Source organism: Rhizobium sp. FKY42 (assembly GCF_005222835.1).
GTDB lineage: Bacteria > Pseudomonadota > Alphaproteobacteria > Rhizobiales > Rhizobiaceae > Neorhizobium.
Genome location: NZ_STGA01000028.1, coordinates 194,022 through 208,410, shown reverse-complemented (window position 1 = coordinate 208,410; position 14,389 = coordinate 194,022). Strand labels below are relative to the sequence as shown.

At 57.6% G+C, this 14,389-nt stretch carries 18 protein-coding genes; 8 read left to right on the top strand and 10 right to left on the bottom strand.

Features of this window, described 5'->3' with window-relative positions; all coding sequences use genetic code 11:
- Positions 1 to 63 precede the first annotated feature (63 nt).
- A complete protein-coding gene (locus tag E8M78_RS10520; protein WP_137135011.1) occupies positions 64 to 1,080 on the top strand; it encodes a class I SAM-dependent methyltransferase in 1,017 nt (338 codons plus the stop codon).
- Between the two features lie 76 nt (positions 1,081 to 1,156).
- On the opposite strand, the gene fabI is transcribed toward E8M78_RS10520, so the two are convergent.
- From fabI to fabA, 3 genes are all read right to left on the bottom strand, one after another.
- Positions 1,157 to 1,963 carry an enoyl-ACP reductase FabI gene (gene fabI / locus E8M78_RS10515; protein WP_137135010.1) on the bottom strand — a complete coding sequence of 269 codons (807 nt, stop codon included), beginning with the start codon at positions 1,961 to 1,963 and terminating at the stop codon, positions 1,157 to 1,159.
- Positions 1,964 to 1,967: 4 nt separating this feature from the next.
- Positions 1,968 to 3,191, bottom strand: coding sequence for a beta-ketoacyl-ACP synthase I (gene fabB / locus E8M78_RS10510; RefSeq protein WP_137135009.1), 1,224 nt, complete (start codon positions 3,189 to 3,191; stop codon positions 1,968 to 1,970).
- A gap of 70 nt (positions 3,192 to 3,261) precedes the next feature.
- Complete coding sequence (fabA, locus tag E8M78_RS10505) at positions 3,262 to 3,777, bottom strand: 3-hydroxyacyl-[acyl-carrier-protein] dehydratase FabA (protein WP_062554966.1); 516 nt, start codon at positions 3,775 to 3,777, stop codon at positions 3,262 to 3,264.
- A gap of 289 nt (positions 3,778 to 4,066) precedes the next feature.
- On the opposite strand from fabA, the gene irrA reads away from it, so the two are divergent.
- On the top strand, positions 4,067 to 4,483 hold the full coding sequence (gene irrA, locus E8M78_RS10500) for an iron response transcriptional regulator IrrA (protein WP_137135008.1): 417 nt from the start codon (positions 4,067 to 4,069) through the stop codon (positions 4,481 to 4,483).
- Here irrA and E8M78_RS10495 read toward each other — a convergent pair whose 3' ends face one another.
- On the bottom strand, positions 4,484 to 5,140 hold the full coding sequence (locus tag E8M78_RS10495) for a trimeric intracellular cation channel family protein (protein WP_137135007.1): 657 nt from the start codon (positions 5,138 to 5,140) through the stop codon (positions 4,484 to 4,486). It abuts the gene before it with no gap.
- Positions 5,141 to 5,299: 159 nt separating this feature from the next.
- Between E8M78_RS10495 and E8M78_RS10490 the strand changes: the two genes are divergently transcribed.
- Positions 5,300 to 5,755, top strand: coding sequence for a hypothetical protein (locus E8M78_RS10490; protein ID WP_137135006.1), 456 nt, complete (start codon positions 5,300 to 5,302; stop codon positions 5,753 to 5,755).
- Here E8M78_RS10490 and E8M78_RS10485 read toward each other — a convergent pair whose 3' ends face one another.
- The 6 genes from E8M78_RS10485 to E8M78_RS10460 form a co-directional block, all read right to left on the bottom strand.
- Positions 5,756 to 6,529 carry a YdcF family protein gene (locus E8M78_RS10485; protein ID WP_137135005.1) on the bottom strand — a complete coding sequence of 258 codons (774 nt, stop codon included), beginning with the start codon at positions 6,527 to 6,529 and terminating at the stop codon, positions 5,756 to 5,758.
- Positions 6,530 to 6,534: 5 nt separating this feature from the next.
- The gene (locus E8M78_RS10480; RefSeq protein ID WP_137135004.1) at positions 6,535 to 7,242 is read right to left on the bottom strand and encodes a YoaK family protein; all 708 of its coding nucleotides are present in this window, start codon (positions 7,240 to 7,242) and stop codon (positions 6,535 to 6,537) included.
- Positions 7,243 to 7,367: 125 nt separating this feature from the next.
- The gene (locus E8M78_RS10475) at positions 7,368 to 8,195 is read right to left on the bottom strand and encodes an alpha/beta hydrolase (protein ID WP_137135003.1); all 828 of its coding nucleotides are present in this window, start codon (positions 8,193 to 8,195) and stop codon (positions 7,368 to 7,370) included.
- Between the two features lie 18 nt (positions 8,196 to 8,213).
- Positions 8,214 to 9,053, bottom strand: coding sequence for a tryptophan 2,3-dioxygenase (gene kynA / locus E8M78_RS10470; protein ID WP_205910234.1), 840 nt, complete (start codon positions 9,051 to 9,053; stop codon positions 8,214 to 8,216).
- Positions 9,050 to 10,249 (bottom strand): kynureninase, encoded by a 1,200-nt coding sequence (kynU, locus tag E8M78_RS10465; protein ID WP_137135002.1) that lies wholly within the window; start codon positions 10,247 to 10,249, stop codon positions 9,050 to 9,052. Before kynU ends, kynA begins: the two co-directional genes overlap by 4 nt.
- A 118-nt stretch (positions 10,250 to 10,367) precedes the next feature.
- Positions 10,368 to 10,925 (bottom strand): DNA-3-methyladenine glycosylase, encoded by a 558-nt coding sequence (locus E8M78_RS10460; RefSeq protein WP_137135001.1) that lies wholly within the window; start codon positions 10,923 to 10,925, stop codon positions 10,368 to 10,370.
- Positions 10,926 to 11,046: 121 nt separating this feature from the next.
- Here E8M78_RS10460 and E8M78_RS10455 point away from each other — a divergent pair, with 121 nt between their 5' ends.
- The 5 genes from E8M78_RS10455 (at position 11,047) to E8M78_RS10435 (ending at position 14,343) form a co-directional block, all read left to right on the top strand.
- Entirely contained in the window at positions 11,047 to 11,301 is a 255-nt protein-coding gene (locus E8M78_RS10455) for a hypothetical protein (RefSeq protein ID WP_137135000.1), read from the top strand.
- A 193-nt stretch (positions 11,302 to 11,494) separates the two neighbouring features.
- A complete protein-coding gene (locus tag E8M78_RS10450; protein ID WP_137134999.1) occupies positions 11,495 to 12,895 on the top strand; it encodes a DUF6538 domain-containing protein in 1,401 nt (466 codons plus the stop codon).
- 341 nt (positions 12,896 to 13,236) lie between these two features.
- Positions 13,237 to 13,608, top strand: a complete 372-nt coding sequence (locus E8M78_RS10445) for a Rha family transcriptional regulator (RefSeq protein WP_137134998.1) — start codon at positions 13,237 to 13,239, stop codon at positions 13,606 to 13,608.
- An 81-nt stretch (positions 13,609 to 13,689) separates the two neighbouring features.
- On the top strand, positions 13,690 to 13,986 hold the full coding sequence (locus tag E8M78_RS10440) for a hypothetical protein (RefSeq protein WP_137134997.1): 297 nt from the start codon (positions 13,690 to 13,692) through the stop codon (positions 13,984 to 13,986).
- Between the two features lie 15 nt (positions 13,987 to 14,001).
- Positions 14,002 to 14,343: a hypothetical protein gene (locus E8M78_RS10435; RefSeq protein WP_137134996.1), complete on the top strand. Its 342-nt coding sequence runs from the start codon at positions 14,002 to 14,004 to the stop codon at positions 14,341 to 14,343.
- The last annotated feature ends 46 nt before the right edge of the window (positions 14,344 to 14,389 follow it).

Sequence of the window (14,389 nt, the reverse complement as noted above, 5' to 3'; positions counted from 1 at the left end):
ACCATTCCTGGGGCGCGGGATCGTTTCCGCGCCCTTTTGCTATCCAAAGACCCGGAACCCATCATGATCCGCGACGCCGCAAAGACCCTTTTCCATCCCTTCGCTATCGGCACGCTGGACGCGCCGGGCGAGGGCAGCCGTTTCCTCTTTCTTGCCGCAGAAGTGGCACCTCGCTTGCCCGAGGACTTCAAGGCTGAGATCCTGAACATTCAGCCGCTTCGCCCGCTTTTCCGCCCTTTGAGTGCCACCGGCGCACATGTGGCGCCGGAAGTGGAAGGTGAAGGCTTCGATGGCGCTCTCATCCTGTGCAGCAAGCACAAGGGCGAGAACGAGAACAACGTAGCCGAAGCCCTGACGCGTGTGCGTGAAGGTGGTGTCATTGTTCTGGCCGGCGCCAAGGAAGACGGCATCCAGCCGCTTCGCAAGCAGCTCGCCAATCTTGGCTTCGATGTTGAGCACATGCCCAAGTATCACGGCGTTGTTGTCTGGTTCACACGCCCGGCGGATGTCACCACAGCGGTGGTCAAGCTCTCCAAGTCGGCTCAACTCGTCGATGGTCGGTTTGAAGCCGTGCCGGGAACCTTCTCACACGACCATGTCGATCCGGGCTCGGAGCTGCTCGCCAGCCGCCTGCCGCGTGATTTCGACGGAAACGCGGCTGATCTCGGCGCTGGATGGGGCTATCTCTCAGTGATGCTCAAAGAAGCTTCACCGCGGACCAACCGCATCGATCTGTTCGAGGCCGATCACCGCGCGCTGGAATTCGCCAGAAAGAACCTTGCCCGCAACTGCCCGGATCTCGCGACCCGCTTTTTCTGGCAGGATCTGGTGGCTGAGCCGATCAAGGAGAAGTACGATCTCGTGATCATGAACCCGCCATTTCATGAGGGCCATGCGGCCGATCCAGCCATCGGCCAGACTTTCATCAAGGCAGCATCTAGCGCCTTGCGCATCGGCGGTCAGTTGCTGATGGTAGCCAACCGCGGTCTCCCCTATGAGCCAGTCCTTAAGGCAGAATTCAAGGAAAGCAGCGAAGTCTGCCGCAACGCCCGCTTCAAGGTGCTTCAGGCGCGCAAGTAAGCAGGATGTAAGACACGAAAAAAAGGCCCCCGGATCGGACGGTTCGGGGGCCTTTAGCGTAGTGAGTTCTACCAGCTTACTCGGCGTCTGCGTTACGCAACCGGTCAAGGTTAGGCAGCGAGGTGATGTTATAGCCGGCATCCACATAGTGGATTTCGCCTGTCACGCCGCGCGAGAGATCTGACAGAAGGTAGAGGGCGGAACCGCCGATATCCTCAATTGTCGCAGTACGGCGCAGCGGCGAATTCTTCTGGTTCCACGAGTAGATGGCGCGTGCATCGGAAATGCCTGCACCCGCCAGCGTGCGTACAGGACCGGCAGAGATCGCATTGACGCGAATTCCTTTCGGGCCATAGTCCGCTGCCAGATAGCGCACAGAGGCTTCCAAGGCTGCCTTCGCAACACCCATAACATTGTAGTTCGGAATGACGCGCACCGAGCCGCCATAGGTCAGTGTCAGCATCGCGCCATCGTCTGTCATCAGTTCTGCGGCGCGCTTGGCGATTTCCGTGAAGGAGAAACAGGAGATGACCATGGTGCGGCTGAAGTTGTCGCGCGTCGTGTCCGCGTAAAGACCCTTCAGTTCGTTCTTGTCGGAGAAGCCGATCGCGTGGACGATGAAGTCCAGCTTGCCCCAACGCTCCTTGATGGCATCGAATGTTGCATCAACAGATGCCAGATCCTCGACATCGCATGGCAAGACAAAGTCCGAGTTGACCTCTGCGGCCAATGGTTTGACGCGGCGGCCAAGTGCATCACCCTGAAAGGTGAATGCCAGTTCCGCCCCCTGTGCCGCAACCGCCTTGGCGATGCCCCAGGCGATCGAGTGATTGTTGGCGACGCCCATGATGAGCCCGCGCTTACCCTGCATGATACCGCTCATGGGATTATCCGTTATAACGCTGGAAGACGAGCGTGGCGTTGGTGCCGCCGAACCCGAAGGAGTTGGAGAGGGCAATGTCGAACTTCGCATTGTCGATCCGCTCACGGACGACTGGCATGTCGGCAAACTCCGGATCGATCTCCTCGATATGCGCGCTTTCGCCGATGAAGCCAGCCTGCATCATCAGAAGCGAATAGATCGATTCCTGAACGCCTGCTGCCCCCAGCGAATGGCCGGTCAGGGACTTGGTGGACTGGATATGCGGGATCTTGGAGCCGAACACTTCGCGAATGGCGCCCATTTCCTTGGCATCGCCAACCGGCGTCGAGGTGCCATGGGTATTGATGTAATCGACCTCGCCCTTAACTGTAGAGAGCGCCTGCCGCATGCAGCGGATTGCACCTTCGCCGGAGGGGGCGACCATGTCGTAGCCGTCGGATGTCGCGCCATAGCCGACCACTTCGGCGTAGATCTTCGTGCCACGCGCCTTGGCACGCTCCAGCTCTTCCAGAACCAGAACGCCCGCGCCACCAGCGATGACAAAGCCGTCTCGGTTGGCATCATAGGCGCGCGAAGCGACCGCGGCGCTATCGTTGTACTTTGTGGACATCGCGCCCATGGCGTCGAAGAGGTCGGACATCGTCCAGTCCAGATCCTCGTGGCCGCCCGCGAACATCATGTCCTGCTTGCCCCACTGGATCATTTCAACGGCATTGCCGATGCAGTGCGCCGAGGTGGAGCAGGCAGAGGAGATGGAGTAGTTGACGCCGTGCAGCTTGAACCAGGTGGCAAGTGTTGCAGAAGCGGTGGAAGACATGGCCTTCGGCACGGCAAACGGGCCGATGCGCTTAGGGCTGTTGTTCTGCCGTACGATGTCAGCTGCTTCAACGATCTGGCGGGTTGAAGGACCACCGGAGCCCATGATGATGCCCACGCGCTCGTTCTGCGCATAATCGGCCTCTTCCAGTCCGGCATCGGCAATGGCCTGCTTCATGGCAACATGGTTCCACGCGCCACCCTGGGAGAGAAAGCGCATGGCGCGCCGATCCACCAGCTCGGCTGGATCAAGAGTTGGCTTACCCCAGACCTGGCACTTGAAGCCGTGTTCGGCAAAGTCGCTGGAGAAGGTGATGCCGGATTTGGCATCGCGAAGCGAGGCGGCCACCTCATCGGCATTATTGCCGATCGAAGAAACGACACCCAAACCCGTGACAACTACCCGTCGCATGACAATGAACCTTTTGAAGTCGTTGAAAAGAGAAAGCCGACATCGCCGGCTTCCTGGCACTGGCCTGCAATCAGGCCGCCTTGTCCTTGGAAAGCCCAACGCGCAGGTCGGTCGCCTGATAGATCGTCTCGCCATCGGCCTTCAGCCAGCCATCGGCGGTGCCAAGAACGAGGCGCCCACGCATGACACGCTTGAAGTCGATGCCGTATTCCAGGAGTTTTGTATGCGGGCGAACCATGCCCTTGAACTTGACTTCGCCAGTTGAGAGAGCCATTCCGCGGCCTTCTTCACCCAGCCAGCCAAGGAAAAAGCCTGTCAGCTGCCACATCCCGTCAAGGCCGAGGCATCCTGGCATGATCGGATTGCCTTCGAAATGGCACGGAAAATACCAGTCGTCCGGCCGCACATCGAACTCGGCGCGCAGAAAGCCCTTGTCGAAGGCGCCGCCAGTTTCGGAAATTTCCGTGATGCGGTGAACCATCAGCATGGGCGGCAGCGGCAATTGCGCATTGCCTGGCCCAAACAGTCTGCCGTGGGCGCACTCGATCAGTTCTTCGTATGTGTAGCTGGATTGTCTGCTGCTCATGAGGTCTTTCCGTTCCCCCTCGTCTTTGGTCCACAGCGTGTTTAAAGCAAGACCGCTGGAAAATGAAGCGCGAGGGTTGGGTCTCCTGCGGATAAGCAGAAGCTTTTCGCGCCATCTTGGTGGTCGGCATATAGGAAGCGGCACCCGCAAACCAGAGGCTTTAAGCGCATTTTTCGCATTTCGACCAATTGGGACCGACAGATGCTCGAATCGTCGCTATTGAAAGTAACCGCCGCAAAAGTTATATCAAAAACTTGAGTACATTGGTCTTGATGGAGCAAGGCAACGAATGGCGGACGCCACAGTTCAAGTGGAAACAAGACTTCGCGCGTGCGGCTTGCGCCCGACGCGTCAGCGCGTTGCGCTGGCCGATCTCCTGTTCGCCAAAGGCGATCGTCATCTGACGGTCGAAGAACTGCACGAGGAGGCCTCCCAGGCAGGCGTGCCGGTGTCGCTGGCGACCGTCTACAATACGCTTCACCAGTTTACGGAAGCCGGACTGATTCGCGTACTGGCCGTTGAGAGCGCGAAAACCTATTTCGACACGAATGTGTCCGATCACCATCACTTCTTCGTCGAGGGACGCAATGAGGTGCTGGATATTCCCGTCAGTAATATCGAAATCGGTAATCTTCCCGAAGCTCCCGAGGGAATGGAAATCGCCCATGTGGATGTGATCATCCGCCTGCGCGAAAAGAAATCCTGATTATCTCTGCCGTTTGTTTTTCGTCTTCAGGGCCTCGTCTGCGGGCCGGCCTGGACGCGGGCGATAGCGCGGCAGCGTCCATCCGAAGTACAGCGCACCTCCGCGAAGCGCAAAAGCGATGAAGATGCCTGCCGCGGAACTCGCGACAAGTGGCAGCTCCAGCAGTTGTGCAGCTGTGAAGGCGCTGGCGCCAGCGAGAGCAGCAGTCACGTAGATTTCAGGGCGCAGCAGAATTGACGGCTCGTTGGCAATCAGATCGCGCAGAATGCCGCCGAACGTGGCAGTCATCGTGCCCGTAACGATGGCGATGGTTGGCGAACCGGTGGTCGCGAGACCCTTGGCCGCGCCCATGACGCTGTAGGCCGAGAGACCGATCGCATCCAGCCATATCAGCAGCTGGTAGCGCCATTCGATCATGTGCGCTGTGAGAAACACGATGATCCCGACCGCGACGCAGATGAGCAGATAGGTCGGGTCCGCGACCCAGAATACGGGCTTGCCGAGCACGAGATCACGCAGAGTGCCGCCGCCTACCCCCGTTGCAGCCGAGAAGAACAGAAAACCAATGAGATCCAACTGCTTGCGTGATGCTGCGAGCGCGCCCGTTGCAGCAAAAAGGGCGACACCTGCGTAATCCAGCAATCCAAGCATAGCCATGGCAGGCCGTTCCCTTCAGTGTTCGCAAGCGTCGCACAAGTACGGCGCGATTATATGCGCGGCATCTGATTTTGATGCCGCCGTCCCGGCAGGTTTGTATGCCGTGAGAAAGCATCGGGGAAGTCGATCGTGTTAAAAAGCTGCAGCATTCTTTTCTTGATGTCATCGCTCGTCATCTTCATGGCATTCGTGCCTTCGCTTGCCATTGCGCAGCAGCAGTTGTTAAGCGATCCCGAGATCTACGAGAAGGATCACTATCGCAAGGAATGCCCCGGCGTTTTGTTCGGCGATGGCTTCATCAAGCGCTTTGACGTCAATAATGATGGTTTGATCGACGCCGTTGTCAATCATGGAGAAATGACCTGCAAGGGCCAGAAGGGCATCGGCTGCAATGAGGAAGGCTGCCCCAATAACTTCTATCTGCAGGTCAAGGAAGGCGGTTACTTCATGATCGCCACCGCCCAGATTTATGGCTATGATTTCGTCAAGCGGTTCGGCAACATGGTGTTCGTATTCAAGATGCACCCGAAGTATTGCAACCGCACAGAAAAACCCGATTGCGCAATGACGGTCCGGATCCGTGGCGCGCAGATGGTGACGATCTCGAAGAAATAGTCACTTTGTTCGACCGGCTAGCCGATAGGCGATAATCGCCAGCCATTCCCGGACCGCCGTTGCCATGTTCTGGGCATTCAGCGAAGGTTGGGTGAAATCGAAGCTGAGGCTTGTCTTACCCGTCGTGCGATAATCGACAGGGTAAGGGACGACGCTGATCCCCATTTTGGCAAAGAGCGCCATGGCGCGTGGCATGTGGAAAGCCGATGTCACAAGCAGGCAATCAGCCAGTCCATTGGCGCTCAGCACATCTTTTGTATTGGCCGAGTTCTCGAAAGTGTTGCGCGATGAATTCTCCTTGATCAGCCGCTCGGCCGTGATCCCAAAATCCGCAAAGAAGCCTTCTGTCGCCTTTGCTTCACCCTCATAGCGACCGCTGAACGAACCGTCACCGCCGGAAACGATCAGCTTGGCGTGCGGGTATTTGAGAGCCAGGTTCACCGTCTGCGTATAACGGTCGGCGGCTGCATTGAACTCGATGCCGCCGCGTGCATCCATCACGTCGTTTTCGATCGCGCCGCCCAGCATGATGATACAGGAAACGGAGGCGGGATGCTGTTGAGGGCGAACCGCTTGGTTCTCGAGCCTTTGTAGAAGAACATTGCCGGTTGTCGTATAAAGCGTCACGAACAGCATAAGCGCAGCAAGGCTTGAAAACAGGAAACCGGATCTCCGCCATCCCGCGAGGCTGAGAAGCAGTGCCAGCAGGATCGCCAGGAACACAAGCGAAAGCGGCTGTGCGACCAGCCAGACGATCTTCGAGAGATAGAACATGAACATTATCTGCGTGAGGTACTGGCTGAGCGATGATTATAGCGATGATGAAGCGTCTTGCGGATGAAAAGCGACGAAATGGCGATGGTCATCGCAAAAACCGCCGCAAGGAATAATGATTCGCGCGCAAATGCCCCGCCGATCAGGGCGCCGCAAAGAGCACCTGTCACCATGCCGGACCAAGGTACGATCTGGATGGACCAGTCCAGCCGCCTGTTTCCCATGATGAAACGGCCAATGCCGCGCCCCAGACGCGATAACGCCCCCGTCACATAGGTCAGACCGATGGGCAGGCCTTCAATCTGCTCGACAGCGGCATTCACGACGCCCATGGCAAGAACGACGAGGTAGAAGCGCAGCACGCCAAACTGCGGTTGGTCCAATATTGACGCGAGGCTGAGGAGCAGGGCCACCGCGGCCAAGACGCCGAAGATCCTGCGTCGAACGATACTGGCCATGACGATTCCCAGCGCGTTACCCATGACGAAAAGCGCAATGGCGCCGAGCAGCACCAGTCCATGTCCCCAGTTGCCGTCCACGATGAAGATGGCGGCACGCGTTGTATTCCCGGTCATGAAGGACACAAAGTCACCGGAAAGCCGCAGGCCGATGGCATCGGTCATTCCGGCCAGGAAAGAAATCGCAGCAACGAGCGCAATCCCTGTCCAGGCGCGTTGCGCACGAATCAATCGCTTTCGTCTTGCCACGGTCATTTGTCGTCACCCGGTGATTCGCATCCTGCCCAGCTCAACCTAGATCTGCGTCAGCCTGAAGGGGAGGGGCCATTCAATCGTCGAGTGCTCACATTTTGCAGACGAAAACGAAGAAGCGTGAAAGGTCAGGAGAGAAGGGTCGTCACCAGCGGATGATGAGGATCGGCAAGCCCATCGACAATCGTGAAATGGTGCTTGTCAGGTTCCGCATAGGCTCCGGTTGCCGCGCCGAGACCGAGCCAGACGCTGGCCATCAACGTATTCTGGCGAACGAATTCCGAACGCTCGTTCGCACCCACCCAGCAGAAAAGCCGTGTGTCGCGACCGGGTCGCATCAAGACGGGACTTTCCTGAGCGGCCTCCTCATCGTCAAGCCGCAGCTTGGCATTGAGGTTGGTGTTCACCAGTGGCCGCAGATCATGAACACCGGAAATCGAAACCACCGTCCGCACCCGGGAACGAACCTCGTTGGGCAGGGGTGAATTTTCGGCCACCATGCGCGTGACAAGATGGCCGCCGGCGGAGTGGCCCGTCAGGTGGATTGGCCCATCGATCTCACCGGCTGCATCTGCAATGGCGGCGGCGACTTCCTGAACGATGTCACCCACATGCACATCCGGACACAGCGTGTAGGAAGGCATGGCCACCGCATAGCCATGCTCGATGCTGCCATTGGCCAGATGCGACCAGTAGCCTTTGTCGAGCGCCTGCCAATAGCCGCCGTGGACGTAGACGACGAGGCCCTTCGGAGTTCCTTGTGGAAGGAAAAGATCGAAGCGATTGCGCGTGCTTGCTCCATAGGAAAGATCGAGCCGGGCGCGACCTGCTTCGACCATGCGTTCGCGATAGAGCCTTGCCGGTTCTACCCAGGATTGCGGCCATGCCTCGCCGTGCGGGATGTTGCCGCCATTTGTATAGGCGTCGCTCCAGTCATCGATCCGGTAAAACAGCATCAATCCCTCCCGCTGGTGTCAAAGTACGGTTCTGACGCGCCACAATTCTGGAAAGAGTTCCACCTCCAGCATCTTCTTCAGATACTGGGTGCCAGACGTCCCACCGGTTCCGCGCTTGAAGCCGATGACACGCTCGACGGTGGTGACATGGTTGAAACGCCAGCGACGGAAATAGTCTTCGAAATCCACCAGCTTCTCTGCCAGCTCGTAAAGCACCCAATGTTTGCCGGGTGCCGCATAGACGGCTCGCCAAGCTTCCAGCACCTGCTCGCTCTCACCACGCTTTTCACGCCAATCCTGGCGTTCGCCGTCAGCGCCGATGTCGAAACCGCTTCGTCCGAGAAGCAGAATGGCTTCGTCATACAGACTGGGGCGGGAAAGAATGTCTTCCAGATGCGCCAGCAGGTCGGGTCGATGCTGGTGTGGTCCCAACATGGCTGCATTGCGATTGCCCGCCAGAAACTCGATTGCGCGATACTGATAGGACTGAAAGCCGGAAGACTGACCAAGCGCATTGCGGAAATCGGTATACTCGCTTGGCGTCATCGTGCGCAGAACGTCCCAGGCGCTGTTCAACTGCTCGAAGATGCGTGCCACGCGTGACAGCATCTTGAACGCGGGCTGCGGATCGTCCCGGCGAATAGCCTGCATGGCGGAGGTGATCTCGTGGATGGCCAGCTTCATCCAGAGTTCCGACGTCTGGTGCTGGATGATGAACAGCAATTCGTCATGTGCGCTGGAAAGCGGTTTCTGTGCAGACAGGATCGGGTCAAGCTGCAGATAGTCCGTATAGGACATGCGCTCGCGGAAGGACATTTGCGCCCCTTCCTTTGCGGGATCATAGGGCTTGTCGGTCACGTTACGAGCGCCTTCTGCTTGAACTGCGGCTGGTCCCAGAGGGTGTTGGCCATGATATCCGCCAGAATGTCGACGGCAGCGACCACATCGGCCTCATCGATGTAGAGCGGCGTGAAGCCGAAGCGGATCGCATTCGGCGCGCGAAAATCGCCGATCACGCCGCGGCTGATCAGCGCCTGCATGATGGCATAGCCTTCTGCATGAATGAACGACACCTGGCTGCCACGTTTGGTCCCTTCTCGCGGCGAACCGAGTGTCAGGCTCGGGCACTTGGCCTCCACTTCGCGGATGAAGAGATCGCAAAGCGCAATCGATTTTTCCCGTACATCGACCATCTCAACCCCGTCCCAGGCATCGAGCGCGGCATCCAAAGCCGCCAGCGCAATGATGGGCGGCGTACCAACGCGCATGCGGTCGATTCCGTCGCCCGGTTGATAGGTGAGATCGAACGCAAATGGTCTTTCGTGGCCCAGCCATCCCGAGAGGGCAGGGCGTGCTTGATCCGCCCATTTTGGCGCAACATAGATGAAGGCAGGCGCACCCGGCCCACCGTTCAAATATTTGTAGGTGCAGCCCACGGCGAAATCGGCTTCAGCCCCCGCGAGGTCAACCGGGATGGCGCCCGCAGAATGCGCCAGATCCCAGATCGCAAGTGCATCCACGGCATGGGCCTTGGCGGTCAGCGCCTTCATATCGTGCAGACGACCTGTACGATAATCCACTTCCGTCAACATCGTCACGGCCACGGTTTCGTCGATCGCCGCCTCCACTTCGTCCGGCGCGACAACCTTGAGTACATAGCCGCGATCAAGAGACTCGATGAGCCCTTCTGCCATATAGAGATCGGAGGGAAAGTTGCCGCTATCCGACAGGATCACCCGGCGGCTTTTGTCTTCAACGAGATCCAGGGCAGAGGCAAGTGCCTGGTACACCTTGATGGAAAGCGTGTCACCCATGACCACGGTTCCGGCAGGTGCACCGATCAGCCGGCCAATACGGTCGCCCACCCGGCGGGGCATGGTCATCCACTGTGCCTCGTTCCAGCCGCGGATCAGCATTTCGCCCCACTGATCTGTCATCAGCGACGAGACCCGCTCCACGGCAGAATGGGGCAAAGGCCCGAGCGAATTCCCATCCAGATAAATGACACCTTCCGGCATGTGAAACAGTGTACGTGTCCTAGCGAAATCCATCATGCCGACAATCCCATCATAAACCTCAACGTCTCGTCACAGCCGAAGAAAACAGACAAACGATAATCCAGATGTTTTAGGTTTAAAATAGTCTTGGTGAGGTCACTGCCAATTTTACCAATTAAGGCGACCTGAATTTTTTGCTCAGGTAGACGGAGTCCTGCAGGCCGAATCGCCAGAGATGATCCACCGCCTTGCTAATGCCGATTCTTCTGTCAGTAACCACCAACGCCGGTTCGCGAATTATCGTCAATTCGAAGGGAGGCATTCCTAGCGGCAGTCCATCATGCCGGATATCAATGCCAAGCGCTTGGGAAACCCTGCCGGGTCCAGCGCATAGCAGCAATGGATCGGAAACCCTGCGCCGTTCTTCCATCTCTGCCAGGCCGTGGACCGGCTGGATGGCGCGGATCAGCACCGCGCTCGCGGGAAGGCACACGAAGTTCAGGCACCAGTGAATGCCATAGGAACGGTAGACATAGGCGTGTGCTGCTGGCCCGAACATGGAGCGGTTGCGGTTGGTCTGACCGCGAAAACTATGCGATGCCGGATCATCGGGCATATAGGCCTCCGTTTCGACGATAACCCCGCCGATCCCGTCAACGCAAAGGCTCGCACCGATGAGATCGCGGGCAATCTCGACGGCGCTCCTGTTAAAGAACAGTTCGAATTCCTGCACGCGCCTTTATCTCCGTTTCTCTCTCGATATCTGGAGGTGGTTTTGACATCCCGCAAGACATTGTCCCAGCGATCGAGCCATGAGGCTTGCCATCATCAAGCTACCATCTTAGGTAAGCGGCATGGCAGCGCGCGATCGATATTCCCGGAAACTTGAATGCCCTCAATGCGGACACTCTGGCTTTGCCGAGGTTTCCGAGGATGACGACCCGCGCCGCAAAGATCCCGGCTTCCAGATCGACGAAATGCCAAAGGGCTTCTCGACCGAATTCGCGTCACGCGATCCGCGCAAATACATGCTGCGCTGCCAGTGCAGTCACAAGTTTCGTTTTGAGAGCAAGAGCGTCTATGCGCCCGGCGGAGAGCCAAGGCGGTAGGTGATCTGCTAGGTCGACGACGTTGGTCTGAAAAGCCCGTCTACTACGCCAAAGGCGTCAATTCAGCTGTAGAGCTGTATTGGAGAATTTGGTGGAGCTAAGCGGGCTCTACACGGATGGTCGTTAAGCGATTGAAACCATTGATTTCACGTGCTAATCAGCCTCAGAAATTGGTCTGAATGATTGGTCTGAAATGTCAAAAAACGCCCGCCGCTACCTCGATTTGAGGGGTCTGACATGGTGGTTTAAACGGGACATTCCCGCCAAGATCAGGCCCTTCTTCGGAGGCAAAACTGCTTACCTCCAGAGCCTCGGTACTAGCGACCTCAGGGAGGCCATGGAGCGCCGTGATGAGCTGGAGAGGGTTGTTGAGCGTGCCTTCAATGATGCGCGTGAGGGACGCGCTACGGCCCCTGTGAACGACAGCATCGAAACGCTTGCGCTGGCGTGGAGGGCAGAGCTTGCTGAAGCTAAGCGGGACTCTTCGGCATGGGCAGCGAAGGTCCTTGGTGATGGAACCTTCTCGGATGGGATGGAAAACCCAGTTGACGCACACTCTCTGTTCGAAGATGCCGCCGAGCAGATCAAGCGCGAACATGGCGGACCCGCTAGGGACAAGTTCGTCAAGATTGTTCACGGCGACGTTGAGGTGGACAAGTACGTCGAAGCCTATCTCACCGAAGCCAGACTTGCACCGAAGACGACTGAAGAGCGGCGTAACCTCATCAAGCGTTTCGCTGAGTGGGCGAAGGGAAGGGATCTAGCACTCCCTGACATCACCCGCTCAGTTGCCGGGGAATACTTCTCAGAGCACATCAGCGGAATGCATGCCTCCACGGCTAAGAAGCACCACGGCAGCGTCAAGCTGTATTGGGACTACCTCATTGCTCGTGGCCTGTACGGTTCCGACAAGAACCCTTGGGAAGGCCAGAAGATGCCTCAGCGGGGCCGTAGAGCGGAGCGTGAGCAGCAGGCAGAGGAAAGGCCCTTCACGGAGGAGGAGATGCGGACGCTGCTGTATGCGCGGTTCCCGGACGGAATGAAGGAAGCCTTCAAGGATCAAATCCACGACGCCATTCGCATCTCTGCGCTTTCAGGGATGAGGCTGGCAGAGATTGTCACCCTTCTGGCTGAGGAATGCGTGACGGATGCGGCTGGCAAGCTCTGGTTCGATATCAGGCAGGGCAAGACCAAGGCCGCTGCACGCAAGGTGCCGGTTCATCCCGACTTGACGGAAATCGTCCGCAGGCGATTAAAGGGCAAATTCGCCCATCAATGGCTCTTCCATGAGCTGGCTAATGAGAGAAACCCCGGGGATATCTTCGGCAAGCGGTTTGCGCAGTACCGCAAGAAGCTGAAGGTTGATGATGCCCATGCAGGGCAGCGCCGAAGCCTCGTGAACTTCCACTCATTCCGTCGATGGTTCGTCACACAAGCGGAGCAGGCAGGCCAGCAAGAGAGCATCATTTCACTGGTAGTAGGCCACGAGCAGGGCCGTGACTTCACCCTGAAGAAGTATTCCGGTGGTGCCTCCGATGACCAAAAGAGAGCTTGTGTAGAAGCTGTCAAGTTACCGAAGCGGGCCAAGTCGTGACACTGATTTCCGTAAAACACAGACCTGTGACCCCGATTGGGACGCACCCTAGATAACACTGAGGCGTGCACCGGGCAGCCCCTTCTCAGGGTAGCCACAAACTCTCGTTTTCTCACCCACCCCGATTGGGGCCCACCCTAGCAAACCGAACTGCCCTTCCGGCCCCGTAGCTGCCCTGCTGCGGGGTTTTTCTATTTCAGGATCATCCAAGGCACACTCCAACATCAACGACCGAACCCGAAAGGCTGCTCGACCTTGCGTGTCCTGAATAGCGCGTGGGCGAACTGCAATCACCACTGAACCCCAGCGTCTTTACGCACCTGACTTCAAGGAAACTGCAAATGAACCAGATTGTGAACCTGAACACCGCTTCGACTCTCACGATGTCCAGCCGCGAAATCGCACTTGTGACCGATAAGCGGCACGCTGATGTGATGCGGGATATCAGGGCCATGTTCGTCCAGCTCGAAATAGCTGAACGCACTTTTGCGTCGAGCTACCAAGACATGACTGGCCGGACACTTCCCACCTTCAATCTCCCCAAGCGGGAGACGTTGATCCTCGTCTCCGGTTATTCGGTCGCTCTCCGCACCCGCATCATTGATCGCTGGATTGAACTGGAAGCCAAGGAGGCGCAGCAGCCGGTCACCATCCTCTCAATCCCCAACTTCGCGAACCCCGCTGAAGCTGCCCGTGCAACCACATCAACCTAAACCAGCTCTTGTTCATCTCCTCAGCGCCCCCGTTCTCACCAGAGCGGGGGTTTTTTGTTTCCGACGACCGTAGGATCACACATGCTCTATACCTCTCAGCTCCTCGATAGAAAGACCGGGGAACTTGTCCTTGTCGAAGACGGAGATTGGATCACCATCACCGAACTGGCGGAACTTCACTCAGTCGGCCCTAGCCGCATCAGGACCATCCTTCGACATATGGACTTCCTCCAGATAGAAGGCGGGGGAAGGCAACATCGTCATAGGCTATGCCCATGGGTGACTGCCAAAGGTTGGGGCAAGCGCATTCAAGCGAAGGGGACCATTCCCTTCGATGTCATCAGTCCCCTTGCCAGAGACTGGATAGCGGAATGGTGATCTCAAGCGACAACCTTGCTTGAGCTGCAAGAGAATGGTCCGGTGGCGGAAGCCAAAGCGGCATTGGAAAGCTTCCGAGATGGCCGGAACAGCTACAGACGCTCTATCCGGGAGCGGTTTCCGCACCGTGATGAGAACCCTTCAGATATGGAGATTGCCGAGATGGTCTCATGGCTGGACTGCTTCTTCCCGAAGCTCAGCCATTCCGACATCGCCACCATCCTTGATGTCAGCCAGCAGCTTGTGAGCCGCTATCTTGGGGAGCGTCAAAGGGAAAAGGCCAGATGGAAGGAGTGCAGGGAAGCGCAATTGAAGAGGAAGCCCGGTTCACTTTGGTTCTCTTGCTGGACCGTTTAGGCCGCTTAGGGGGTACGTAGGTATATTACTTAAGACCACAACACGG